Annotated in this window: 19 protein-coding genes; 13 read left to right on the forward strand and 6 right to left on the reverse strand. The window is 65.2% G+C overall.

What is annotated here, in order from left to right; genetic code table 11:
• Positions 1-632: 632 nt before the first annotated feature.
• Positions 633-2,651 carry a prolyl oligopeptidase family serine peptidase gene (locus tag VEA80_RS13440; protein ID WP_325061265.1) on the reverse strand — a complete coding sequence of 673 codons (2,019 nt, stop codon included), beginning with the start codon at positions 2,649-2,651 and terminating at the stop codon, positions 633-635.
• Between the two features lie 219 nt (positions 2,652-2,870).
• Between VEA80_RS13440 and dapF the strand changes: the two genes are divergently transcribed.
• The 8 genes from dapF (at position 2,871) to VEA80_RS13480 (ending at position 9,921) form a co-directional block, all read left to right on the forward strand.
• The gene (gene dapF / locus VEA80_RS13445) at positions 2,871-3,686 is read left to right on the forward strand and encodes a diaminopimelate epimerase (protein WP_325061266.1); all 816 of its coding nucleotides are present in this window, start codon (positions 2,871-2,873) and stop codon (positions 3,684-3,686) included.
• Positions 3,683-4,108 carry a hypothetical protein gene (locus VEA80_RS13450; RefSeq protein ID WP_325061267.1) on the forward strand — a complete coding sequence of 142 codons (426 nt, stop codon included), beginning with the start codon at positions 3,683-3,685 and terminating at the stop codon, positions 4,106-4,108. Before dapF ends, VEA80_RS13450 begins: the two co-directional genes overlap by 4 nt.
• Complete coding sequence (locus tag VEA80_RS13455; RefSeq protein ID WP_414731513.1) at positions 4,105-4,905, forward strand: VOC family protein; 801 nt, start codon at positions 4,105-4,107, stop codon at positions 4,903-4,905. The genes VEA80_RS13450 and VEA80_RS13455 overlap by 4 nt, the downstream gene beginning before the upstream one ends.
• Before the next feature lie 62 nt (positions 4,906-4,967).
• Positions 4,968-6,173 carry a hypothetical protein gene (locus tag VEA80_RS13460; protein WP_325061269.1) on the forward strand — a complete coding sequence of 402 codons (1,206 nt, stop codon included), beginning with the start codon at positions 4,968-4,970 and terminating at the stop codon, positions 6,171-6,173.
• Positions 6,174-6,180: 7 nt separating this feature from the next.
• Positions 6,181-6,963, forward strand: coding sequence for a hypothetical protein (locus tag VEA80_RS13465; RefSeq protein WP_325061270.1), 783 nt, complete (start codon positions 6,181-6,183; stop codon positions 6,961-6,963).
• 46 nt (positions 6,964-7,009) lie between these two features.
• Positions 7,010-7,984, forward strand: coding sequence for a hypothetical protein (locus tag VEA80_RS13470; protein ID WP_325061271.1), 975 nt, complete (start codon positions 7,010-7,012; stop codon positions 7,982-7,984).
• A 1-nt stretch (position 7,985) separates the two neighbouring features.
• Positions 7,986-8,948 carry a hypothetical protein gene (locus tag VEA80_RS13475; protein WP_325061272.1) on the forward strand — a complete coding sequence of 321 codons (963 nt, stop codon included), beginning with the start codon at positions 7,986-7,988 and terminating at the stop codon, positions 8,946-8,948.
• A gap of 88 nt (positions 8,949-9,036) precedes the next feature.
• On the forward strand, positions 9,037-9,921 hold the full coding sequence (locus tag VEA80_RS13480) for a hypothetical protein (protein ID WP_325061273.1): 885 nt from the start codon (positions 9,037-9,039) through the stop codon (positions 9,919-9,921).
• Positions 9,922-9,923: 2 nt separating this feature from the next.
• Here VEA80_RS13480 and uvrA read toward each other — a convergent pair whose 3' ends face one another.
• Together uvrA and ygiD are read right to left on the reverse strand one after the other, a co-directional pair.
• A complete protein-coding gene (gene uvrA / locus VEA80_RS13485) occupies positions 9,924-12,902 on the reverse strand; it encodes an excinuclease ABC subunit UvrA (RefSeq protein WP_325061274.1) in 2,979 nt (992 codons plus the stop codon).
• Entirely contained in the window at positions 12,899-13,675 is a 777-nt protein-coding gene (gene ygiD, locus VEA80_RS13490; protein ID WP_325061275.1) for a 4,5-DOPA dioxygenase extradiol, read from the reverse strand. Before ygiD ends, uvrA begins: the two co-directional genes overlap by 4 nt.
• Positions 13,676-13,967: 292 nt before the next feature.
• Here ygiD and ssb point away from each other — a divergent pair, with 292 nt between their 5' ends.
• Positions 13,968-14,450: a single-stranded DNA-binding protein gene (gene ssb / locus VEA80_RS13495; RefSeq protein WP_325061276.1), complete on the forward strand. Its 483-nt coding sequence runs from the start codon at positions 13,968-13,970 to the stop codon at positions 14,448-14,450.
• Positions 14,451-14,506: 56 nt separating this feature from the next.
• Here ssb and VEA80_RS13500 read toward each other — a convergent pair whose 3' ends face one another.
• Together VEA80_RS13500 and VEA80_RS13505 are read right to left on the reverse strand one after the other, a co-directional pair.
• The gene (locus VEA80_RS13500) at positions 14,507-15,391 is read right to left on the reverse strand and encodes a galactose oxidase (protein ID WP_325061277.1); all 885 of its coding nucleotides are present in this window, start codon (positions 15,389-15,391) and stop codon (positions 14,507-14,509) included.
• Positions 15,392-15,580: 189 nt separating this feature from the next.
• The gene (locus VEA80_RS13505; protein ID WP_325061278.1) at positions 15,581-16,636 is read right to left on the reverse strand and encodes a hypothetical protein; all 1,056 of its coding nucleotides are present in this window, start codon (positions 16,634-16,636) and stop codon (positions 15,581-15,583) included.
• Between the two features lie 143 nt (positions 16,637-16,779).
• Between VEA80_RS13505 and VEA80_RS13510 the strand changes: the two genes are divergently transcribed.
• The gene (locus tag VEA80_RS13510; RefSeq protein ID WP_325061279.1) at positions 16,780-17,673 is read left to right on the forward strand and encodes a DMT family transporter; all 894 of its coding nucleotides are present in this window, start codon (positions 16,780-16,782) and stop codon (positions 17,671-17,673) included.
• Here the strand turns inward: VEA80_RS13510 and VEA80_RS13515 are convergent.
• Positions 17,657-18,241, reverse strand: coding sequence for a superoxide dismutase family protein (locus VEA80_RS13515; RefSeq protein WP_325061280.1), 585 nt, complete (start codon positions 18,239-18,241; stop codon positions 17,657-17,659). The two genes, VEA80_RS13510 and VEA80_RS13515, sit on opposite strands and share 17 nt — an antisense overlap.
• Before the next feature lie 131 nt (positions 18,242-18,372).
• Here VEA80_RS13515 and gyrA point away from each other — a divergent pair, with 131 nt between their 5' ends.
• Genes gyrA through VEA80_RS13530 form a run of 3 tightly spaced genes read left to right on the forward strand, consistent with a single transcriptional unit; the run spans position 18,373 to position 22,518 of the window.
• On the forward strand, positions 18,373-21,105 hold the full coding sequence (gene gyrA / locus VEA80_RS13520; protein ID WP_325061281.1) for a DNA gyrase subunit A: 2,733 nt from the start codon (positions 18,373-18,375) through the stop codon (positions 21,103-21,105).
• A 28-nt stretch (positions 21,106-21,133) separates the two neighbouring features.
• Positions 21,134-21,637 carry a pantetheine-phosphate adenylyltransferase gene (gene coaD, locus VEA80_RS13525; protein WP_325061282.1) on the forward strand — a complete coding sequence of 168 codons (504 nt, stop codon included), beginning with the start codon at positions 21,134-21,136 and terminating at the stop codon, positions 21,635-21,637.
• Between the two features lie 53 nt (positions 21,638-21,690).
• Positions 21,691-22,518, forward strand: a complete 828-nt coding sequence (locus VEA80_RS13530) for a peptidylprolyl isomerase (protein ID WP_325061318.1) — start codon at positions 21,691-21,693, stop codon at positions 22,516-22,518.
• The last annotated feature ends 31 nt before the right edge of the window (positions 22,519-22,549 follow it).

Below are 22,549 nucleotides of genomic sequence, written 5' to 3' on the forward strand. Positions count from 1 at the left end.
ACGCGCGATGTCCGCGACGCAACGGGGGCGACGCCGCTCAAACCCGACAACCGAATCCCGAGACTGGGAGATGGGGCGCGCGATCCGCGCCGAGTAGTCTCTAAGGATGCGCGAGGCATCTCTGCACCGCGCCGCGCGCTTCGCGCGCCCCGATTTGCGGTCGTTTTTCCCGGCCTGGGGCGAGGAGTTGTGCTTGGCCCTCTTTCGAGGGCTCGCCTCCTGATCGATGGATCAGCGCCACCACCCATCGAATGATGAGCGCCTGGGGCTTGGCTCCATTCCCAATTCGCCGGTTCCGGGTGCGGAGCTTCCGTTGCTCCGGGCCTTTCGGTTTCACTCCCCGAAAGCAGAACCACCCCCCGACCGTGTCTTGCACCTCTCAAAGTTTCGGACGTCTTCGAAAGCTCCCGTGTGCGAGACAGGGAGCATTGTACGGCAGGTTGGGCGCGGTCGGATAGAATCGCACAAGATTTCGCAGGCTGGAGCACGGGCCATAAGGCGCGCATTGGCGCTTGTGCTTGATAGACAGTGCAAAGCGCGCCTCAAGGCGCGCGGTCCAACCTGCCGGCATTGGCGCAGGATTGTTGGATAGGGGGACGCACTATCCTCGATTCCTGCGCCTTATGGCGGCCTCAGTCCATCAGACGCTGCATCAGGTACGTGTATTCCAGCGCGCGGCGGCGGGCGGCTTCGTTCAAGTTGGCCGCGGCGGAGTGGCCGCCGTCGATGTTCTCGTAATAGAGGACCGGCAGGCCGAGTTCGGCCATGCGGGCAACGTATTTGCGCGCATGGCCGGGATGGACGCGGTCGTCCTTGGTCGAGGTCAGCACGAACGGCAGCGGGAAGTCGTCGCGCTGGCGCAAGTTCTGATACGGCGTGATGGTTTCGAGGAAGGCGCGCTCTTCCGGATCGGCGGGCGAGCCGTACTCGGCGACCCACGAGGCGCCGGCGAGCAGCTGGTCGAACCGCAGCATGTCGAGCAGCGGCACCTGCACGACGGCGGCGTTGATCATCTCCGGATGCTGGTTGAGCATCACGCCCATGAGCAAGCCGCCGTTCGAGCCGCCCATGATGCCGAGACGGCGCGGGCTGGTGATGCGGCGCTCCACCAAGTCGCGCTCGACGGCGTAGAAGTCGTCATAGATGACTTGGCGATTGGTGCGCAGGCCGGCCTGGTGCCAGGCCGGGCCGAACTCGCCGCCGCCGCGGATGTTGGCGATGACGTAGACGCCGCCGCGGTCGAGCCAGAGCTTGCCGACGTTCGGCGAGTAGCCCGGCGTCATCGACACCTGGAAGCCGCCATAGGCGTAGAGCAGGGTGGGGTTTTCGCCATTGAACGGCATGTCGCGGCGGCGCAGCACGAAATAAGGCACGCGCGTGCCGTCGCGGCTGACAGCTTCGTATTGCTCCGAAATATAGGGCGAAGCGTCGAACTGCGCCGGCAGCGAGCGCACGGCGCGAGCGCCCGTCGCGCCGCGTTCAAGCGCGTAGAGCGTGTCCGGCGTCAGGTAGTCTTCATAGACGACGAAGGCCGCCGACTCGCGCGGGTCGGAGCCGGCGAAGGTGACGGAGCCGTTCTGCGGCAGCTCGACATCCGCCGTCGCCCAGGTGTCCCCGCTGCGGGCGATGCGCAGGAGCCGGCCGCGTACGTTTTCATAGCCGGCGACGAGGATCACGTCGCGGGTGACGGCGACGCCTTCGATCGACTGCCGCTCCGTCGGTGCGAACAGCACGGTGACGCGCGGCGTTTCGGCGCCCGTGTCCGAGAGCGGATAGGCGATCAGCGCGCCTTGGGGATGGCCTTGCCAGGCCTCGTTGAGCGTCGCGACGAGCTGGCCTTGGTAGAGGCCTTGGATGTTCGATTTCGCCGGCAGGCTGATGCGCTGCGGCTGTGCGCCGTCGAGGCGCCAATAGGTGGTGTCGAAGAAATTCTCGGCTTCGAAGGCGATCGGCAGGCGCGCGCCATCGGTGTCGATCAGCACGCCGCCGAAGACGCCGACGTCGCTCGCTTGGCCGCGGATCACTTCGGTCGCGCTCGACAGCGGCGTGCCGCGCGTCCAGCGCTTCAGCACGAAGGCGTAGCCCGACTCCGTCATCGTGCCTTCACCCCAATCGGTGCCGACGAGCAGCGTGTTCTGGTCGAGCCAGGCGACCGAAGTCTTCGCTTCCGGGATGACGAAGCCGTTCTGGACGAAGCGGCGCGTGGCGAGATCGTACTCGCGATAGGTGACGGCGTCCTTGCCGCCATCGGACAGCGCCACCATGCACCGCGTCGTGCCTTCGAGACAGTCGAGCCCTTTGAACACCCAATTGGCGCTCTCGGCGGCGGCGATGGCGTCGATGTCGAGCACCGTTTCCCAGCGCGGGGCGCCGTCGCGCGCGAACTCGGCGAGCGGCGCGCGGCGATAGATGCCGCGCACGTGCTGCTCGTCCTGCCAGAAATTGTAATAGTAGCCTTCCTGAATGCCGCCGAGCGGCAGGCGGTCGCTGCTGTTGGCGAGCGCCAGCGCGTCGGCGTGCAGCTGGGCGAAACGCGGATCGCCTTCGAGCTGGCCCAGCGAGCGCTCGTTATGTTCGCGAACCCAGGTGAGCGCGCGTTCGCCCTCCACCTCTTCCAGCCAGAGGTACGGGTCTTCACCGGTCATGGCCATGCCTGTGGTCTCTTGTGCGGTATCGGTCGCAGGTGTGGTGCTGCACGAAGCAAGAACAAGGGCCGCGAGTCCGGTTGCGGCGAGTGCGGCTAGGCGCATGTGGGGTGTCCCTCCATCCCAAATCGGTGCGGCAACCAAGCAGAAAGAGGTTCTGAGGGAAAGGCTTGATTGCCGCACCCAAGATGGCGCGCGGCCAAAAACAGGCTTACATGAGGGCGGATGCGCTATTTCAAGATGAACGGCTGCGGCAATGACTTCGTCATTATCGACGCGCGTTCGCGCGGCTCCTTACCGTTGTCGAGGGCCCAAGCGCGCGCCATCGCCGACCGGGGCGCCGGCCTCGGCTGCGACCAGGTGATCGCGGTCGAGCGCTCGATCCGCGGCGACGCCTACATGCGCATCTGGAACGCCGATGGCGGCGAGGTCGACGCCTGCGGCAACGCCACACGCTGCGTCGCCTGGCTGCTGATGGAGGAAGGCGGCGCGGTCTCGCGACGGATCGAAACGCCGGCCGGCATGCTCTACGCCGAGCGCGCCGGGGAGCGGCGGATCACCGTCGACATGGGCTCGCCGCTGCTGCGCTGGGAGGAAATCCCGCTGGCTCGGGCGATGGACACGGTCCGGCTCGACTACGCCGTCGGCGGCCTCGAAGCGCCCGGCGCTGTGAACATGGGCAATCCGCATGTGGTCTTTTTCGTCGAGGACCTCGGCGCGACGCCGGTGGAGACGCTCGGACCGCAGGTCGAGCGCGATCCGCTGTTTCCGCAGGGCGTGAACGTGGGTTTCGCCGAAGTGCGCTCGCCCGAGCAGATCAGGTTGAGGGTTTGGGAGCGCGGCGCGGGACTGACCAAAGCGTGCGGCACAGGCGCGTGCGCGGCGGTGGTCGCGGCGCACCGGCAAGGGCGCACCGGGCGCAAGGTCGAGGTCCTGGTCGACGGCGGATCACTTGAGATTGAGTGGCGCGCGGGCGATGACCGAGTTCTGATGACCGGGCCGATCGAGTTGGAAGCGACTGGGGAGCTGCCTGCCGGATGAGACGCGCCGTCGCCGCCTGCGTTTTTCTATCCGCCTGCGCCACGGCCGCGGAGGTGCGCCCGCCCGCGGAGCGGGTGGCGGGGTGCTGGATCAATCGCGACGCCGGCGCCGTGACCATGCGCTGGCTGCCGGCGCAGGACCGTCCGGGCGTGATGACCGGCTCGCGCATCATCTATGGCCAGACCGGCGTCAGCAGCAGCACGCGCTACACGCTGGAGCCGAGCGAAGCCGGCGCCAGTCTCTGTGAACTGGGCGCGGAAGGCGCGGCGACGCGGTGCTGGGCCGTCGCCCAGGGCGAAGGCGGTTCGCTGGAAGGTGGGCGCGCGTTCATCGACGCACATGGCGATCGCCTGCGCATCACCGTGATCGGCGACGGCCCGGAGCAGACGATCTTCCAAGGCCGCCGCGACGGTTGCGATTGATCGCCGGCTTCGACCATGTCGTCATCGCCGTCCGCGACCTGGCGGCGGGCGTGGCGGCGTATCAGCTTCTGCTTGGACGTGAGGCGCTTCCTGCAATTGAGCATGACGGCGTTGCGACGGCGCTGATCGTCACGTCAAACATCGCGGTCGAACTGATGGCGCCCATAGGCGCGAGCGAGCGCGCACGGCGGCTCCAAGCTGCGCTCGATGACGGCGGTGAGGGTTTGAAGAGCCTGGTGTTCGCCGTCGGCGACATCGAGCGCGCGCATGGACGCGCGGAGCGGGTTGGGCTTGCGCCAGATGCAATCGTTGAGCGCGCGGCGGCGTGGCAAAGCTTTCGCGGCAACACTGAGCGCACGCATGGCGTGCGGCTGTTCTTCATGCAGCGCGACGCAGCGCCCGCTCCGAGCGCTGCGCATGCGTGCGGCGTGCGCGGGCTCGATCATGTCGTCATCCGGTCGCCGGATGCGGAGCGGGCGGCGGCGCTTTATGGCGCGCGGCTCGGGCTGGATATGAGGCTGGAGCGCGAGGTGCGCGGCGCGCGGCTGATGTTCTTCCGCTGCGGCGACGCGATTGTGGAGATCGTGCACGATGTGAGCGTCGCCGACGCCAAAGACCGGCTGTGGGGGCTGTCATGGCGCGTGGCGGACGGCGACGCCGAACGGGCCCGGCTGGCGGCGGCCGGGCTCGATGTTTCCGAAGTGCGGCAAGGGATTAAGCCGGGCACGCGGGTGTTCACGGTCCGCACCGGGACCGTGAACGTCCCGACTTTAATGATCGAACTCGCTGGCCCCTGACGCAGGGACGCTTGCCCGTCCACTCGAGTTGTGGAAACACAGAGGTCGAACGGGGGTGAGAAATGGCTGCGATTTTCCTGAGAGCGATGGCGTTCGCGGGCGCGGTGTTGTTGGCGCCGCTTGCGGCTGCGCAGACCATCAGCACGCCTCTGCAAGTCCGCACCGGCGACGTGTTCACGGTCAATGTCGACTACACGCAATCGGCTGAATTGGGCGAGCAGCAATTCGACGCGACCATGTCGTACGTCTATTCCATTCATGTGCTCGACGCCGAGCAGCGCTTGTGGCGGTTCATGCCCGTCAGCATGTCGTATCAGTTGCCGGAGACGCCGGGGCTCGAAGCCCAGATGGCGAGCGTCAACTGGCCGGCGATGAGCGACATGATGTCGGCGATGATGCGGATCACCACCGACGTGGGTTTCGAATGCCGCGTCGACGAGTACGGCCGCTGCACCGAGATGACGAACTGGCCGTTCTGGAGCGCGCGGGTCGAGAACCTGGCGATCGCCTTCGACGCCGCGGCGCGGATGTTTCCGAACCAACCCGGCGCCGGCGCCGCTGATGTCGAGCTCGCGCCTCCGGCTGCCGTGGAGGAGCGGCCAGGCAAGAGCGATGAAGCCGCCGCGCCAACGACGCTGCCAGCTTCAACCGCCGCCACCCCGAACTGGGAGACGTTGCGCGGGCCGGTGATGCGGGGCGTGGCGCGTCTCATCGACGGCTTCGATTCGCGCGACGCCGCCTCCTCGATGGCGGGAATGTATCTGCCGGCTTTCGTGCAAGGCAGGACACTGACGCGGCGGCAGACCGTCGATGTCGTCGACGAGTACGACATGCCGTTCGGCGCGCCGCCGCTGCGCTACACCGGCACTCTGCGTCTTGACCGCATCGACCAGCGCAACAATGCCGCGATCGTGACGCGGCGCTCACAGCTCGACCAGGAAAGCGCCCGCGCTGCCATCAACGGGATGACGGAATTCGTATCGGCCGCGTTGATCGAACCGCTGGCGCCGTATTTCCCCGAAGGACAGCAGCCGCCGGACGCGACCGGGATCGCCCAGCTGATCAACACGATGCTGGCCGATTTTGGTTACGAGGAAACCACGCGCGGCGTGATCGATCTCACCACCGGCATGGCGCGTGAGACGACCACCGACTTCACGCTGTCCGCGCGGTTCGCCGCGTCCGAGGAGCCGATCGTGACGCGCGGGCGGATCGTCACCCGCGTGACCGCCACAGCGCCGGAGGCGCCGCGCCTGCCGCGCAGCTAATCCGCTGATGTGGGGCAGGAAGAGGCGCTTTCTCGATCCGGATCTGGAAGAGTGGCACATCGCCTGCTGGGGCTGGCTGATGCGCCATCTCGGCGGCGTCGATGCGTTGCGCGAGACCGCGCTGGTGCTGCCCACGGCGGAATTCTTCCCACGGCCGGAAGGCGAAGGCCGCGCGGTCGCCGAGGCGATCTTCAGCCGCGTGCGTGAGCTGATGGGGCTCGAGCAATGGGCGTGCGAGCTGGTCGAGCGCCATGACACGAACGCGGAAGTCGGCGAATTCCTCCGCTTGCAGCCGGAAGGCAAGCCCATCGCCGGCACCTTCGAGAGCGACGGTCAAAGCGTCGTCATCACCTACGCGCCGGATCTGGTGAACAGGCCCTACAATCTCATCGGCACGTTCGCGCACGAACTCGCGCACTACGTGCTGCACACCATTCCAGAACTGCCGCCTGCGGCGGACGTCGAGCCGATGGCCGAGGAGTTGGCGACGGAGTTGGCGGTCGCCTACTTCGGCTTCGGCCTGATGGCCGCGAACGGCGCGTTCGAGTTCGAGCAATATCAGGACGCCGGACGCATGGGCTGGCGCGGCGGCTCCTGGGATTATTTTAGCGAAGACGGCTGGTGTTTCGCCCTCGCCGTCTTCCTAGTGCTGCGCGAGGAGCGGCCGGAACTGGCGCGCCAGCGCCTGAAGCCGCACCTGGTGAAGAAGCTCGACGCGGCGCTGGCCCGGCTCGCGGCAGCGCCCGAGTTGCTGGCGCCGCTGCGCGAGCTGTCGTCAAAGCGAGATTGATCCGTCTGCGCCTTGGAGGCATGCTTCGGCCCTCGAGGGGGATGTCATGGCCGACAAGCAAGCTTTGAATGCGACGTTCTACGCTTTTCGTAAGCGTGAAAAGGGCGGCGTGCTGACGATGACGACGATCGCCTACCTGGTGCTGACCGTGGTGTCGTTCGGCTTGTTCGTCGCGCTGAACTGGGCCGCCGTGACGGACTACATCGCTTGGTACGGAGATTTGGTTGCGCGCGCCGCCGAGGGCGGCGGCCAACCCGATCCGGCGATGATGACTCCGCCCGCGAGCGTGATGGCGCTTGGGCCGATTATGTTCCTGTTTCAGATTCTCTACTACGTGCTGGCGGCCGCCTATGAAGCGGCGTGTCTGCGCTGGCTGGTGCGCGGGGAGTCGAAGGGGCTGTTCGGCTTCTCGTTCGGCGCCGACACGTGGCGCGTTTATTTCACGTATTGGATATGGTTCTTCCTCGGCGTCGCAGTTTTCATCGCGTTCTTGATCGTTTTCGGCGGCATGATCGGGTCCATCGCGGCCGTGGGCGCCTCCGGCGGCGATGCCAGCTCCATGGGCGCGCTTGGTCTATTCGCGCCGCTGATCGTGCTCGCGCTGCTTCTGGTGATGGCATACTTCTCGGTGCGGCTTGCGCCGGCGGCGGCGACGTCCGTCGCGCGTAACCGGTTCGCATTCTTTGATGCGTGGAAGGTCACCAAGGGTCGCTTCTGGGCGCTGCTTGGCTCGTTCGTGCTGCTGTTCCTGATGTATTTCGTCGCCACGATGATCCTTTACGGAGTCGGCGCGGCGGCGTTCGTGATGGGCGTTGTGGGGCAAGCCGGCGCCCTCGGCTCCGAGCCGACGCCCGACGAGATGATGACGCTCTTCATGCAGCCGCAAGTGTTGATCCCGCTGGCGGTCGTCTGCATCGCCGGTCTCGTCGGCTACTTCGTGTGGCTGATCGCGATGTTCGGCGTCAACGCGCGGGCGGCGGCGCTGGCGCTGGAGGAAGGCAAGATCACGGCGGAGGCGTGAGATGGCTGAGCAAGCGCCCCGGCTGAACGCGACGTTCTTCGCCTTCCAAAAGCGCGAGCGTCGCTTCGTGCTGGCGCGCGCGGCGGCGGGCTATCTCATCCTGCTGACGCTGTTCACGGCCGCTTATGTGGCCGCGACTTGGTCGGTCTGGACCGGCATGATCGATTGGTACCTTGGCGTGCTGGCCGACATGTCTTCCGGCGCCGATCCCGCAGCGCCGCCCTTGGAGGCCATGGCTGCGTTAGCGCCATGGTGGGCGGTGAGCGTCATCGTCAGTCTCGTCCTGTTCGCTTCGTTCGAAGCGGCGTGCTTGCGCTGGCTGGTGCGCGGCGAAAGCGGGGGCGGCCTGCTGGGGCTTCGTTTCGGCGCCGACACCTGGCGCGTGTTCGCGATCTATTGGATTTGGCTGGCGTTGTGGATCGGCGCGATGGTGGCGATCGCGCTGTTCTATCTGCTGGTGCGGGCGCTCGCGGGCGCTCATCCGGCGATGCAATGGATTATGCTGCTGGTGGCGGCGCTGGCGCCGCTCGGCTTCTTCGCGCTCGCGATTTGGGGCAGCGTGCGCTTGGCGCCGGGTGCGGCTGTGACGGTGCGTGAAGGCAAGTTCGCCTTCTTCAAAGCGTGGGGTGAGACGCGGCGGCTGTTCTGGCCGTTGCTCGGCGCATTTGTCATCGTCACGATCGGTTATTTCGTCATCGCCTTTATCGTGCAGCAAGTGCTGTCGTTGCCGTTTAACGGTCCCGCGCATGCGCTAATGGCCGACATGATGGCGGGCGCAACGAGCGAAGAGGTCATGCGCCGCGCATTCGAGACGTTCGCCACGCCAGGCTTCATCGCGCTTGGCGTCGTGTACCTGCTGGCGACGCAGATCCTGGCCTGCGTGTTCTACATCGCCTTTTTCGGCATCAATGCGCGCGCGGCGCTGGTGGCGCTTGAGGAAGGCAAGATCCAGCGCGTGGATTGACACGAGATTGCGTGGGGGCGTGAAAGTGAAGCCGATAGGATCTGCATTTTATGCATGGGCCAGACGCGACCGCCGAGGCGTTCTGCTCATGGCCTCGATCTCGTTTCTGGTTCTCGTAACGGCGCTGGTGTTGCTCGATCCGATATTGAGGGCCGCTATTCACCTGGAACAAGCGGTATTGCCGGGTCTTGAAACGGGCCAGATCGCGCCAGCGCAGCTCAGCCTTGAACGCATCGGGCGATCTCTCTTCTACAATTTGGGGTTCATTGCTGCAGTCTTCATACTCGTTGCGGCGTACGAGGCGGCCTGCCTACGATGGATGATCCACGGCGAAGTCAAGGGACTGTTTGGTCTGACTCTCGGCGCGGATACCTGGCGGGTTTACGGCGGCTATTGGGCTTGGGCGATCTTCTCAGGCATTCTCAGTGTAGCCGTGATCGTCGCGTTCCCCTTCGTGTATTCCTTTGCGATTGAGAGACTAGGACCGAGCGCGCCGGCAGCGCGCTGGGGGCCGCTGGCGCTGCTGTCGGTTGTGATCACTTACGCATGCGTGAGTTTTGCTCCTGCAAATGCCACGTCGATGGCTAAACGCTCTTCCTCCTTCTTCAGCGCATGGATCGTCAGTCGTGGCCGATTTTGGCATTTGCTAGTCGCATATGCCGTCGTGTGGGGAATCTACGTCTTGATTGCTGGAGGCTTGGCAGTCGGCGCGTTGGTTTGGCTCTTCAATGTTCCTCTGGCCGAAGTGATCTCTTTCGAGCGCGTGACCCTCGTGCCGACACACATCCCCCGCACGTGGGTGGACATGCTGAGTGAACCTTCATCACGGATCGGATTTTGGATCTATCAAACAGCAAGCATCGCCGTGTCGCTCACGTGTTTCGTTCTTCTGATCGGCGTGAACGCAAGTGTCGCGCGCGCTGCGATAGATGCCGGGGATCTCCAGGATTGGACCAACGAGCCGCCAAGATAGTGCTAACCTGACGCCTGCTTCTTGCCGTTGCGGCGCACCTTCGGTGCGGGCGCTTCCGCCGCCGCGGCTTTGAGCTTCTTCGGCGCGCGGCGTTCGTGGTGGCGCGCGAGCGCTTCGGCGAGGTAGCGGCCGGTCCAGCTTTCCTTGACTTGCGCGACTTCTTCCGGCGTGCCGACCGCGACAACGCGGCCGCCGCCGTCGCCGCCTTCGGGACCGAGATCCAAGATCCAGTCGGCGGTTTTAATGACATCGAGATTGTGCTCGATGACGAGGACGCTGTTGCCGTTGTCGACCAGCTCGTGCAGCACTTCGAGCAGCTTTTTCGTGTCCTCGAAGTGAAGCCCGGTGGTCGGTTCGTCGAGGATGTAGAGCGTGCGGCCGGTGGCGCGCTTGGAGAGCTCCTTGGAGAGCTTCACACGCTGGGCTTCGCCGCCGGAGAGTGTCGTCGCCTGCTGGCCGATGTGCACGTAGCCGAGGCCGACGCGTTTCAGTGTTTCGAGCTTGTCGCGAATGCTCGGCACGGCGGCGAAGAGGTTGGCGCCTTCTTCGACTGTCATGTCGAGCACGTCGGAAATCGACTTGCCCTTGTAGAGAATTTCGAGCGTCTCGCGATTGTAGCGTTTGCCTTTGCAGGTGTCGCAGGTGACGTAGACATCCGGCAGGAAGTGCATCTCGATCTTGATGACGCCGTCGCCCTGGCAGGCTTCGCAGCGGCCGCCTTTGACGTTGAAGGAGAAGCGGCCCGGGCCGTACCCGCGCGCCTTGGCTTCCGGCAGGCCGGCGAACCAGTCGCGGATCGGCGTGAACGCGCCGGTGTAGGTCGCCGGGTTCGAGCGCGGCGTGCGGCCGATCGGCGATTGGTCGATGTCGATGATCTTGTCGATGTGTTCGAGACCGTCGATGCGGTCATGCTCGGCCGGCACATCTCCCGAGCCGTGCCATTGGCGCGACACGGACTTGAACAGCGTCTCAACCACAAGTGTCGACTTGCCGCCGCCGCTGACGCCGGTGACGCAGGTGAACGTGCCGAGCGGGATCTCCGCGTCGACGTCCTTCAGGTTGTTGCCGCGCGCGCCTTTGACTGTGATGGTGCGCTTCTTGTTCACCCAGCGACGCTTCTCTGGGATGGAGATTTCCCGGCGGCCAGTGAGATAGGCGCCGGTGATGCTTTCGGCGTTGGCTTCGATCTCGGCGGGCGTGCCTTCGGCGATGATGCGCCCGCCATGCACGCCGGCGGCGGGGCCCATGTCGATGACGTGGTCGGCGGTGAGGATGGCTTCTTCGTCGTGCTCGACGACGAGCACGGAATTGCCGAGATCGCGCAGGCGCTTCAGCGTATCGAGGAGCCGTGTGTTGTCGCGTTGGTGGAGGCCGATGCTCGGCTCGTCGAGCACGTAGAGCACGCCGGTGAGGCCCGAGCCGATCTGGCTGGCGAGGCGGATGCGCTGGCTTTCGCCGCCGGAGAGCGTTCCCGAACCGCGGCCGAGCGAGAGATAGTCGAGCCCGACATCGACGAGGAAACGGAGCCGGTCGTTGATCTCTTTGAGGATGCGGACGGCGATTTCCTGCTGCTTCGGCGTGAATTGATCGTTCAGCGCGCCGAACCAATCGCGCGCCTTGCGGATCGAGAAATTCGAGGCTTCGGCGATGTCGAGCATGCCGACTTTGACCGCCAGCGCTTCGGGCTTGAGCCGCTTGCCGGCGCAGGTTGGGCACGGCGCTTCGCTCTGGTAGCGCTCGAGGTCCTCACGCACCCAGGCGCTGTCGGTTTCCTTCCAGCGGCGTTCGAGGTTCGGCAGCACGCCTTCGAAATTCTTGGTTGTCTCGTAGCGGCGGACGCCGTCGTCATAGACGAACTTGATCGGGTCCTTCGTGCCGAACATCACCGCATCGCGCAGCGGCTTCGAAAGCTCGCGCCACGGCGTCGTCATCTTGCACTTGAAGTGTTTGGCCAGCGCTTCGAGCGTTTGCGCATAGAGGGGGGATGGGCCTTTCGCCCAGGGCGCTACAGCGCCCTCCTTCAGCGACTTGTCCTGCTCGGGCACGACCAGCTCGGGATCGAACTTCAACTGCACGCCAAGGCCATCACACGTCGGGCAAGCGCCGGCGGGATTGTTGAACGAGAAGAGCCGCGGCTCGATTTCAGGGATGGTGAAGCCGGAGACGGGACAGGCAAATTTTTGGCTGAAGATGAGCCGCTCGGCTTGCGCCCCCTTGTTCTTCAGCGTCGCTTTGCCAGAGGCTTCCTCGGTCTTACCGGCGATTTCCGCGAAGGCGATGCCATCGGCCAGCTTCAGCGCTTGTTCGAGCGAATCCGCCAGCCGAGTCTCGATGCCGGCTTTGACGGCGATGCGGTCGACGACGATGTCGATGTCGTGCTTGAATTTTTTGTCGAGCGTCGGCGGTTCGCTGAGTTCGTAGAATTCGCCGTCGATCTTGGCGCGCTGGTAGCCCTTCTTCAGGTACTCAGCCATTTCCTTTTTGTATTCGCCCTTGCGGTCGCGCACGACCGGCGCGAGCAAGTAGAGGCGCGTGCCTTCGGGCAGCGCCATGATCCGGTCGACCATTTCGCTGACTTGCATCGCCGCGATCGGCTGGCCGGTGGCGGGCGAATACGGAACGCCGACGCGCGCCCAGAGGAGGCGCATGTAGTCGTAGATTTCGGTGACCGTGCCCACGGTCGAGCGCGGGTTGCGCGAGGTAGTTTTCTGCTCGATCGAGATCGCCGGCGACAGGCCCTCGATGGAATCGACGTCCGGCTTCTGCATCAGCTCGAGGAACTGGCGCGCGTAAGCGGAGAGCGATTCCACGTAGCGGCGCTGGCCTTCGGCGTAGATCGTGTCGAACGCGAGCGAAGACTTGCCGCTGCCGCTGAGGCCGGTGATGACCACCAGCTCATTGCGGGGGATGTCGACGTTCACGCCCTTCAAGTTGTGCTCGCGGGCGCCGCGGATGCGGATATGGGTGAGGCCGTCCTTCATTGCGGCAGGCCGTAGGCGAAAGCGGTCATCGAGATTCCGGGCTCGTAGTGCTGATTGAAGATGTGCGCGGTCTCGCCGTCGCGCCGGGCGCCCAGCGCGTAGAAGATCGGGAAGAAGTGTTCCCAATCGGGCGCCGCTTCGCGCGCGTCGGAATGCGCTGTGTAGCGGATCACAGCAGCATCGTCGCCATCGCCGGCGGCGTCCGTCACGAAACCGTCGAAGCGCTCGACCCACGGCTCGAGCTGCTTGGCGCCAAAGAACGCGGGCAGGTTGTGGACGATGTTGCCGGCGGCGAGGATCAGCACGCCTTCGTCGCGCAACGGAGCGAGCGCGCGGCCGATGGCGATGTGCTCTTCCGGCGCGCGCCGCGCATCGAGGCTGACCTGCACGACCGGAATGTCGGCGCGCGGATACATGTGCACGAGAACGCTCCAGGCGCCGTGGTCCAGCCCCCAGGTATCATCGAGTCGGGCGTCGAAATCTGTCAGCAGCCCGACAATGCGCTGCGCCAGCGTGGGATCGCCGGGCGCGGGGTATTGCACGTCGAACAGAGCCTGCGGAAAGCCGCGGCCGAAATCGTGGATCGTGGGCGGGCGCTCGTTCGAGGTGACGCGCACGCCGTCCGTGACCCAATGCGCGGAGACGACGACAATCGACTTGGGATTAGGAAACGCGCGCGCGATCTCGGCCCAGCCGCGGGCGGAAGGGGTGTCTTCGATCGCGTTCATCGGCGAGCCATGGCCGACGAACAGGGCGGGCGCTCTGGTGCTCATCTCAGGTCAACTTGGGAACGCCGGAAACAGGGCGGCGGACCACCATATTTAGTAGCGAGAGTCGCCGGCACATCAAGAACAAAGATGGAACGGCTGCACGGCGCAGTTACGGGGTGAGCCCGCGCGGCCGGCATCGTTTCGGCGTCATGAGCATCAATCCACCGGTTCGATCCGTTAATGCGTCTTTACCAATGGCGCGAGTCGGCGTATAGAACATAGAGAGAACATTTGTCCGGCGAGCCGGCGGATGCCTCGACCATCGAGTGAAAGCGCAGGAAACAGGAGGTCGGCGATGGCTGGCAGCGTCAACAAAGTGATTTTGGTCGGCAATCTGGGCAAGGACCCGGAAGTGCGGCGGCTCAATAACGGCGATCCGGTGGTGAATCTCTCCGTCGCCACATCCGAGAGCTGGCGCGACAAGCAGAGCGGCGAGCGCAAGGAAAAGACCGAGTGGCACCGCGTCGTGATCTTCAACGAGAACATCGCGAAGGTGGCCGAGCAGTATTTGAAGAAGGGCTCGACGGTTTACATCGAGGGCCAGCTGCAGACGCGCAAATACGAACAGAACGGCGTCGAGAAATACACGACGGAAGTCGTGCTGCAGAAATATCGCGGCGAGCTGACCATGCTGGGCGGCAAGGGCGAGGGGGGCGGCTCGCGCTCGTATGACGACGAGGGCGGCGGCTCGTTCAGCCGCAGCAGCGGCCAGAAGCGCGTGAGCGACGGCCCGCGCGAAAGCTTCAATCAGGATTTGGACGACGAGATTCCATTCTGATTGATCTCAAAGGCCGATGAACAGAAGGGCGCTTCGCAAGAAGCGCCCTTCTTGCGTCACGCTGACGTCAGCACATCCACACTCGCCAAGGTCCCGTTGCCGCCAACGCGCTGCGCGCCGCCCAGTGCGTAGAGCGCGTCGTTCACGGCCATGAAGCCGTGGCCATGGCGCGGCGTGGGCAGCGTCTCGAAGCGCTGCCAGTCGCCGGACGTATCGAAGCGATAAAGCGCTGTGCCGACGGAGCTCGGTTCGAAGATTTCGCCGCCGCCGGCGATGATCGCGTTGCCGAGTGTTGCGGCCGCTAAGCCGCCGCGCGGCTCGGGATAGGGCGCGCCGTCGCGCCATGTATCAGTTTGCGGATCGTAGATGTCGTGCGCAGGCGTCTGGCCGCCTGCGACGGTGCGGCCGGAGATCACGTGCAGCGCCCCGTTCAGTACGGCGCCGGCCGCGGAGTTGCGCGCCAGCGGCAGCGGCGCTGCGCGCTCCCACGCGCCGGCGCCGGCGGCGAGCACGAAGTGATCGGCGACATCGGCTTGGTGATTCCAGTCGCTGTTCGCTTCGCCCGCCGGCGAGCGGCCGCCGATCAGATGAATGCGGCCCTCGTGGACGAGCGGAACCGCTTCGCCGATCGGTTTGGGCAGCGCCGGAGCTTCGACCCAGCGCTCGCGGTCGAGCCGCAGCACGCGTGGGACGCAAATCCATTGCATACGCGTGAGCCCGCCGCGAAAGCCGCCGATGGCGTAGAGCGCGCCATCGAGCGAGGCGAGATGGACGTGGTGCGAAGGCTCCGGCAAGTCAGGGCCCTCGCGCCACGCATTGGCGGCAAGGTCGAATACGATCACGCGCTTGGTTGCGCCGAGCGCTTGCGGCGAGAAGCCTCCGGCGATCCAGATCGCGCCGTCGTGCAGCGCCGGATAAATCTCTTGCACCGCGTATGGCATCGCAGGCGCCCTGCGCCAGGCGTTTGAAGCTGGCGCTGAGGGCGCCTGCGCACCGTTCCGGCAAGCGGCCAGAAGAGCAACACTCGATGCGGTGAACGTGCGGCGGGTGATGGTCATACGCAGAGCCTAGCGCCTCCGCGCGTCGTTCGCGCTTGAAAACGGCATGCCCGCGCGTTCGGGCGATCTAGCTTATTGAAACAGGGTTTCGCCCAGTGTCATGGGCGTGTCGTAGCTCATCGCCAGGTTGCGCGCCCAGCTTTTGGCGGCGGCAAGCTCATCGGCGTACATCGCGCCGGCCTGCTTATGCTGCGCTTCGAACGCCGCGGCGTCGAACGGGCGCCCGAATTCCTTGGCGTGTTCACCGAACACCGGCCCTTTGGCGATCTCGGCGGCGCGCGCTTTGTCGAGATCGAGCTCGAAGAAGGCGCCGACTTCGGCGAGCGCGCCGGCGGTGTCGGCGAGGAAGCGCTCGCTGCTGAGCGTGCGGACGGAGTTGCGGCCGAAGCGTTTGGCGAGTGAGTCGAGAAAGCTCGCCTGCATCATCCAGGCTTGTGCGGCGATCTGCAGGTCCGTCAGCAGCATGGTGTCGGCCTGGGTGAAGCCGTCGTCGATCGGGATTACCGGTGCGAACTGCTGGTAAACTTGGCGCGCGAACGCGCGTCCTTCGAGGCCGCGGCGGGCAATCGCGCGCAGGAACGTGTCGAGGCTCGAATAGAGGATCAGCGCCTTCGCGTCCGGCCGCGCATGCAGGATCTGCGGCACCATGTGGTTGACGACGTTGCTCGGCTTGATGATCTGCGTCTCACCGGGGCTAAGCGGGCGCGACAAAAGATCCAGTGTCACCCGTAAGGCTGCGAACGCGCCGGCGGTCCGGCGGCTGCCGGACCAGTAATCGGCGAACGAGGCGAGCACCCCCGGCTCTTTCAGGCCCATGGAAACGCCCGGAATGTCGAGTGCGCGAGTCAGCAGCGTCGAGCAGCAGAATGCGGTGTGGAGGATGAGATGCGCCGGGCCCGCCCGAAGCTCTTCGAGGGGCAGCTCCGGCACCGGCGCTGGCGGCGACAGGCGCGTCTTCAGAAAGCGGGAATCCAGGAAAACGGCGCCGCGCTGGGTCTCACGTGTGGCTTCAGCAAACACCAGCGTGTCCGACCGCCAGTCGTACGCGTGCGGAAGCCACGCCGGGTCCCGAACGTAATTCACCCAGGGTGAGGCGTGAACGTTAGGGCGCAAGAGGGAGGCCTTCATGGAACGGCAGCGTTTAGCAGTGATAGCAGAGTGCTGTGTAGTTCTGGCTACAGTTCGTCGCTCGTTACCGGCGGCCGGTCGCATTTAAGGGGATGCGCGCCGCGAAGGCGGGCGCTAGGCGGGAATCCCGCTAGAGCTTGGCGGTGACCGCCCCGCCGCGCGCTTTCGCGCCCCTCGATTTGCTGCAGCTGATCTCGATCGCGTTGATCTGGGGCGCGAACAACATTTTCGCAAAGATCGCCGTGGAGGCGTTCCCGCCGATGATGACGGTGGCGTTGCGCTTCGTCATCGTGCTGGCGGCGCTGTTCATGTGGATCAGGCCGCCGCCGCGGCAGACATGGCGGATGTTCGGGCTGATGCTGCTGTTCGTCGGGCCGCTGCACTTCGGCATTCAGTACGCCGGGCTGAAGCTCGCGACCGACATCACGCCCATGGTGGTGGCGATGCAGCTTTGGGCGCCTGCTTCGGTGGTGTTCGCGGCGTTGCTGCTGGGTGAGAGGGTCGGGACGCTGCGTTGGGGCGGCGTCGCGATTGCTTTTCTCGGCGCGGCGTCGATGAACTTCGACCCGGCGGTGTTCGCGCAAGGGTGGGCGCTTTTCCTCGTCGCGCTCGCGCCGCTCTGCTACGGCTTTGGCACGGTGTTGGTGCGCCGCATGGGCGGGGGTGTCGATCCCTGGGCGATGCAGGCGTGGCTGGCGTTGGCGACCGCGCCGACGATGAGCCTGGCGTCGCTTGCGTTCGAAAGCGGCCAGATCGAAGCGGCCGTGAATGCGCCCTGGTACGCGTGGGCGTGCATCGCTTTTGGCGCGATCGTTTCGTCGATCGTCGCCAATGCGTTCATGTTCAGGCTGGTGCAGAAATACGAGGTTTCGCGCACCACGCCGTTCCTGCTGATGACGCCGGTGTTCTCGTTTGCGCTCGCGGTGCTGATCCTCGGCAGCCGCATCACGCCGCAGATCCTACTCGGCGCCGCGATGACGATCGGCGGCGTGGCGCTGGTGGCGCTGGCGGAGCGCCGCTTCAAGGCAGTGGCGTGAGCGCCGCGCAAGCGATACGGGCGCCGGCGCCGCCGATCGGTTGCGACACCTGATCGTCCGGCGATGCGTGAATGAGCAGCGCCGCGCCGTCCCCGTCTAGCAGCGCTTCGCGGGCGACATTGCGCGCCGTCGCAGCGATGCGTTCGGGGCCGAGCACTGTGTAGGGCGAGAAGAATTCGGCCGCGAACGGCGCATTGGGCGACGCAAAGAGGTTGGGCAGGTCGCCGGCCTCGGGGCCGGCGGGATTGAGCACGCCGTGCCGGACGCGTTCGCCGGCGCCGAGATGGCCGCCGGAGGCTTGGAAGCCGGCGGCGAAATCGCTGCAATCGCCGCGTGTGTGGATGTGGAGCCCATGCCATCCCGGCGGCAGGGCGTTGGGTTGGAATTCGAGCCGGATCAGCGTGCCGCGAGGCGCTGCCGTGAAGTGCGCCTGGCCGATCGCGCGGCCTTCGCCGCCGACAATCCAGACCGTGCGCGGCTGGGCCAGCGGGCTCGATGGCGCCGTTTCGGGGGCGCTGGCGCAGGCGGTCAGCAGGGCTGCAAAAAGGAGGGCGGCGATGGGGCGCATGGGGGGCTCCTTGGTTTGCGGCAGGGGCGTCCCGATGTTACTTTAGCTCGGAATCGCGGACGGGTTTTCTCGTCTTTTCCGACGCCTGAGAACAGCGTTTTCCAACCACTTAGAAGAATAGACCGGATCCCGTGTCAGACACGTCCGATCCCGCCGAGAACGGCGGGCCAACCCTCCCCAAAGGCGTCTCGCTCATCACCATCGAAGATGAGCTGAAACGGTCCTACCTCGATTACGCGATGAGCGTGATCGTCTCGCGCGCGTTGCCTGACGTGCGCGACGGGCTGAAACCGGTGCACCGGCGCATCCTGTTCGGCATGGACGAAGCCGGGAACACGCACGACAAAGGCTATCGCAAGAGCGCCAACACAGTCGGCGAAGTGATGGGCCGTTATCACCCGCACGGCGACCAGGCGATCTACTTTTCGCTCGTGCGCATGGCGCAGGAATTCGCGATGAGCCTGCCGTTGATCGACGGGCAGGGCAATTTCGGCTCCATCGACGGCGATATGCCAGCGGCAATGCGGTACACCGAGAGCCGTTTGGCGAAATCCGCGCGCGCATTGCTGGACGACATCGATGAGGACACAGTCGATTTCGTCGACAACTATGACGGCTCGCGCAAAGAACCCGCGGCGCTGCCGGCGAAGTATCCGAACCTGCTCGTGAACGGCGCTGGCGGCATCGCTGTGGGCATGGCGACGAATATCCCGCCGCACAATCTCTCCGAAGTCGTCGACGCCGCGGTGGCGATGATCGACAATCCGGAGATCGCCGATCTCGACCTTCTCGACATCGTGCCGGGACCGGACTTCCCGACCGGCGGTGAAATCCTCGGCCGCAGCGGCGCGCGCGCCGGCCTGCTGACCGGACGCGGTTCGGTAACGATCCGCGCCAGGCATCACAATGAAACCATTCGCGGGCGGGAAGCGCTCGTGTTCACCGAAATCCCGTATCAGGTGAACAAGGCGGAGATGGTCGATCGGATCGGCGAGCAAGTGCGCGAAAAGCGCATCGAAGGCATCGCGGAAATTCGCGATGAGTCGAACCGGCTCGGCATTCGCCTCGTCATCGAGTTGAAGCGTGATGCGGTGCCGGACGTGGTGCTGAACCAGCTCTATCGCTACTCGCAGCTGCAAACCTCGTTCGGCGTCAACATGCTGGCGCTGCACAATGGCAAGCCCGAGCAGATGGGGCTGCGGCAGATGCTGAGCGCGTTCCTCAGCTTCCGTGAGCAGGTGATCACGCGCCGAACGAAGTTCCGTCTGGCGAAGGCGCGCAAGCGCGGCCACGAGACGGTCGGTCTCGCGATTGCCGTCGCCAACATTGACGACGTGATTCGATTGATCCGTGAGAGCCCCGATCCGACAACGGCGCGCGAGCGGCTGGTCGCGCGCGATTGGCCGGCGGGCGATATGATGCCGCTGATCGCGTTGATTGCCGATCCGCGTACGATCGTCGCTGACGGCGACAAGATCCGCCTATCGGAAGAGCAGGCGCGCGCGATCCTGGCGCTGCAGCTCTCGCGCCTGACCGGCCTGGGCCGTGACGACATCGCGAAAGCCGCGAACGAGATCGCCGAAGAGATCAAGGAATTGCTTTCGATCCTTGGCTCGCGCGAGCGCATCTTGGCGATGATCCGTGGCGAGCTGATCGGCGTCAAAGAAGCATTCGGTGTGCCGCGCCGTACGGCGTTCTCTGAAGCCGAAGGCGACATCGACGACGAAGCGCTGATCCCGCGCGAGGACATGGTCATCACCGTCACGCACGGGGGCTATGTGAAGCGCACGCCGCTCGCCGCGTATCGGACGCAGCGTCGGGGCGGCCGCGGCCGCGCCGGCATGGCGATGAAGGAGGAGGATTTCGTCACCCGCGTGTTCGTGGCTTCCACGCACGCGCCGATCCTGTTCTTCTCGTCGTCGGGCATGGTCTACAAGATGAAGGCTTGGCGCATTCCCGCGGGCGATCCGCGCACCAAAGGCCGAGCGCTCGTGAACCTGCTTCCGCTTGGACAGGGCGAGACGATCACGTCCGTGATGGCCTTGCCTGAGGACGAGCGGGATTGGGACAAGCTCGACGTGATGTTCGCGACGAAGTCGGGCAATATCCGCCGGAACAAGCTCAGCGACTTCGTGCAGGTGAACCGGAACGGCAAGATCGCGATGAAGCTTGACGACGGCGACGGCATTGTCGGCGTGCAGATCAGCACGGAAGACGAAGACGTGCTGCTGACGACCGCGAATGGCATGTGCGTGCGTTTCCGCACCACAGACGTGCGCGTGTTCAAGGGACGCGACTCCACGGGCGTGCGGGGCGTCGACCTGCGCGAGAACGACCACGTGATCGGCATGGCCGTGCTGCGTCACGTCGACGTCACAACGGAAGAAGTCGGCGCCTACTTCAAATGGGACTCTCAGGCCCGCGGCGAGGTCGAAACTGGCGACGATGAAACGCCGAGCGCATCGAGCGATGCGATCGTGCCGTTCGAGCGCCTGGCATGGCTGAAGACGCAGGAACAATTCATCTTGACCGCCACTTCGAACGGCCTCGGCAAGCGCGCTTCGGCCTACGAATACCGCGTCACCAATCGCGGCGGCAAAGGCCTGATTGCGCATCGGCTCACCGATGACGCGAGCGTCGTCGCGTCGTTCCCGGTGAAGGACGACGAGGAGCTCTTGCTGGTCACTGACAAGGGCCAGCTCATCCGCACCGGAGTGGATCAGATCCGTATCGCCGGACGTGCGACGCAGGGCGTCATCCTCATCAATGTCGGCGAGGACGAGCACGTGGTGGCGGCCGAGCGGCTTGAGGCCCTTGGCGGCGAGAACGGCGATGGGGCTGAAGGCGAGGCAGACGGCAAGTGATGCCGGCGGTCGAGGAGGGGGAGCGTCTATGACTAGGAAGCTTCGGGTCGGGCTTTACCCCGGCACCTTCGATCCGGTCACCAACGGGCATGTGGACATCATCGCGCGCGGCGCGAAGCTGGTCGACCGACTGGTGATTGGCGTCGCCATCAACCAGGAGAAGGGGCCGCTCTTCTCCTTGGATGAGCGGTTGGCGATGGTCGAGGAGCAGATCGCCAAGATCAGGGATGGCGCCGAGATCGTCGTCCAACCTTTCGACACATTGCTGATGAAGTTCGCCGAGAGCGTAGGGGCGCAAATCATCGTCCGGGGCCTTCGAGCCGTCGCCGACTTCGAGTACGAATTCGCCATGGTGGGCATGAACCAGAAGCTAAATCCCGCCATCGAAACGGTTTTTCTCATGGCCGACCCGACGCACCAGGCGATCGCGTCGCGGCTGGTGAAAGAGATCGCGCGACTGCAAGGAAGCGTCGCGCAATTCGTGCCCGAAGAAGTAGAAGGACGACTGAAGGCGAAATTCGGGGTCTCGTAATGCTGCGCTTGGGTGGAATTTTAGCGGCCGCGCTCCTGGCGCTTGGCTTGAGTGTGGCCTCGGCGCAGACGCCGGACGCGCGTAACTGGCGCCCGGTCGATCCGGAGAACACGCTTTATATCGATACGGTGCACGGCCGCATCGTGGTCGAACTCTATCCGGAGATCGCGCCGAACCATGTCGAGCGGATCAAGACGCTGACGCGCGCCGGCTTTTACAACGGCCTCACGTTCCACCGCGTCATCGATGACTTCATGGCGCAGACGGGCGATCCGCTGGGCACGGGCGAAGGCGCCTCGTCCTTGCCGGATCTGCGCGAGGAGTTCATGTTTCGCCGCGGACCGGAGATGCCGTTCATCCAGGCGGCCGAGCAGAGCCGTGCGCGCCTCGGCTTTTACAAAGCGCTGCCGATCGAGAGCCAACCCGACGCGCAAATGGCGGTGACCGCCGACGGCCGCGTCTCAGCCAACGCGCTGCATTGCCAGGGCGTGGTTTCCATGGCGCGGGCGGAACCGATCAACTCGGCCAACAGCCAATTCTTCCTGATGCGTGCGCCGAACACCGCCCTCGACAAGCGTTACACGATCTTCGGCCGCGTGGTTTGGGGCATGGATGCGGTGATGCGCATCGCGGTCGGAAACCCGCCGCCAACGCCGGATCGCATGCTTTCGGTGCGAGTCGCGTCGGATGTCCCTGACGCGGAGCGGGCGCCGATCTATGTCTTGCGTACCGATGGGCCGCAATTCCGCGACCTGATCGAAGAGACGCGCCGCGAGCGCCGCGCCGATTTCTCGGTGTGCGACGTGGAGATCCCGGCCCGTGTGCCGAACAGTGAAAACAGAGAGAGAAGCTGGTGGTCGATCATTCCTTTCATACCCTGACGCTCGAACTCGATACCGGCACGGTGAAGAT

Origin of the sequence: Vitreimonas sp. (assembly GCF_035627415.1) — a bacterium.
Classification (GTDB): domain Bacteria; phylum Pseudomonadota; class Alphaproteobacteria; order Caulobacterales; family Aquidulcibacteraceae; genus Vitreimonas.

Bases quoted from the DNA above. Each gene is read 5' to 3' on its own strand.
- VEA80_RS13440 (WP_325061265.1), bottom strand. From the start codon at position 2,651: ATGGCCATGACCGGTGAAGACCCGTACCTCTGGCTGGAAGAGGTGGAG.
- dapF (WP_325061266.1), top strand. From the start codon at position 2,871: ATGCGCTATTTCAAGATGAACGGCTGCGGCAATGACTTCGTCATTATC.
- VEA80_RS13450 (WP_325061267.1), top strand. From the start codon at position 3,683: ATGAGACGCGCCGTCGCCGCCTGCGTTTTTCTATCCGCCTGCGCCACG.
- VEA80_RS13460 (WP_325061269.1), top strand. From the start codon at position 4,968: ATGGCTGCGATTTTCCTGAGAGCGATGGCGTTCGCGGGCGCGGTGTTG.
- VEA80_RS13465 (WP_325061270.1), top strand. From the start codon at position 6,181: ATGTGGGGCAGGAAGAGGCGCTTTCTCGATCCGGATCTGGAAGAGTGG.
- VEA80_RS13470 (WP_325061271.1), top strand. From the start codon at position 7,010: ATGGCCGACAAGCAAGCTTTGAATGCGACGTTCTACGCTTTTCGTAAG.
- VEA80_RS13475 (WP_325061272.1), top strand. From the start codon at position 7,986: ATGGCTGAGCAAGCGCCCCGGCTGAACGCGACGTTCTTCGCCTTCCAA.
- VEA80_RS13480 (WP_325061273.1), top strand. From the start codon at position 9,037: ATGGCCTCGATCTCGTTTCTGGTTCTCGTAACGGCGCTGGTGTTGCTC.
- uvrA (WP_325061274.1), bottom strand. From the start codon at position 12,902: ATGAAGGACGGCCTCACCCATATCCGCATCCGCGGCGCCCGCGAGCAC.
- ygiD (WP_325061275.1), bottom strand. From the start codon at position 13,675: ATGAGCACCAGAGCGCCCGCCCTGTTCGTCGGCCATGGCTCGCCGATG.
- ssb (WP_325061276.1), top strand. From the start codon at position 13,968: ATGGCTGGCAGCGTCAACAAAGTGATTTTGGTCGGCAATCTGGGCAAG.
- VEA80_RS13500 (WP_325061277.1), bottom strand. From the start codon at position 15,391: ATGCCATACGCGGTGCAAGAGATTTATCCGGCGCTGCACGACGGCGCG.
- VEA80_RS13505 (WP_325061278.1), bottom strand. From the start codon at position 16,636: ATGAAGGCCTCCCTCTTGCGCCCTAACGTTCACGCCTCACCCTGGGTG.
- VEA80_RS13515 (WP_325061280.1), bottom strand. From the start codon at position 18,241: ATGCGCCCCATCGCCGCCCTCCTTTTTGCAGCCCTGCTGACCGCCTGC.
- coaD (WP_325061282.1), top strand. From the start codon at position 21,134: ATGACTAGGAAGCTTCGGGTCGGGCTTTACCCCGGCACCTTCGATCCG.